The organism is Micromonospora sp. NPDC006431 (assembly GCF_042870725.1).
In the GTDB taxonomy this organism is placed as follows: Bacteria; Actinomycetota; Actinomycetes; order Mycobacteriales; family Micromonosporaceae; genus Micromonospora.
Genome location: NZ_JBIAHQ010000083.1, coordinates 1 through 1,081 on the forward strand (window position 1 = coordinate 1; position 1,081 = coordinate 1,081).

Sequence of the window (1,081 nt, forward strand, 5' to 3'; positions counted from 1 at the left end):
CCCTGTCTGTCAGGCTGAGATGAGACAGCCTTCCCGGGCGAGCTAGGCTCGACGGGAGACAGGAAGAGGATCATCGTGACACTACCCAGCACGCCTGGTGAGCAGGGCGGGCGGCCGAAGCGCCGGTCGTTCACCGCGGAGTACAAGCTACGGATCGTGGCGGAGTACGACGCGGCGAAGGCTACGGGTGAGGGGGCGGCGATCCTGCGTCGGGAGGGCCTGTACCACTCTCACATCCTGGAGTGGCGTGCCGCGCGGGACGCCGGGGCGTTGACCGCCCTGGGCGCCGGCAAGAGCCCTGCTGGGGAAGGCCGTCGGCGTAGCGCGGAGGCGGCCGAGTTGGAGCGGTTGCGGCGGCGTAACGAGCGTCTGGAAGCGGACCTGGCGCGGACGAAGGCCGCGTTGGAGATCATGGGAAAAGCGCACGCGCTCTTGGAAACACTGTCCGAGAGCGCGGACGACACGCCGCGGCCGGGCAGGAGGCGCTGAACACGGCGTTCGACGGCCTCGTGCCGCTGGTGGGTGTGGCCGGGGCGTGCCGGTTGACCGGTCGGTCCCGCGCGACGCACTATCGGCGTCAGCAGCCGCCCGTGGTGTCCCAGCCGCACCGGCCGAAGACACCACCACCATCGACGCTGACCCCGGCTGAACGCCAGCAGGTTCTGAACCTGCTGCATCGGGATGAGTACGCGGAGATGTCCGTGGCGCAGGTGTGGGCCCGTGAACTCGACGCCGGCGTGTATTGGTGCTCGCAGTCCACGATGTACCGGATCCTGCGTCAGGCTGGAGAGAGCCGGGAACGCAGGCGGCAGGCCAGCCACCCGCCACGGACGATCCCGCAGCTGGCCGCGACCGGGCCGTCGCAGGTGTGGTCGTGGGACATCACCCGCCTGAAAACCACGGCGCGGGGCGTGTTCTACCACCTGTACGTGATCATCGACGTGTACTCCCGGTACGTCGTCGGCTGGCACGTCGCCACCGGCGAGGACTCGATGCTCGCCCGCGAGGTGATCGATGACGCGATCGCCCGCAACCGGGTCCGGCCCGAGGTCCTGCACGCCGACCGGGGCTCGTCGATGAC

At 69.6% G+C, this 1,081-nt stretch carries 2 protein-coding genes; both read left to right on the forward strand.

All coding sequences use genetic code 11. From position 1 onward, the window contains the following. Nucleotides 1-75 precede the first annotated feature (75 nt). Nucleotides 76-489 (forward strand): hypothetical protein, encoded by a 414-nt coding sequence (locus tag ACFYM6_RS36160; RefSeq protein ID WP_387282044.1) that lies wholly within the window; start codon nt 76-78, stop codon nt 487-489. A 101-nt stretch (nt 490-590) separates the two neighbouring features. After that, a partial coding sequence (locus tag ACFYM6_RS36165) for a transposase (RefSeq protein WP_387282046.1) occupies nt 591-1,081 on the forward strand: 491 nt, incomplete at its 3' end.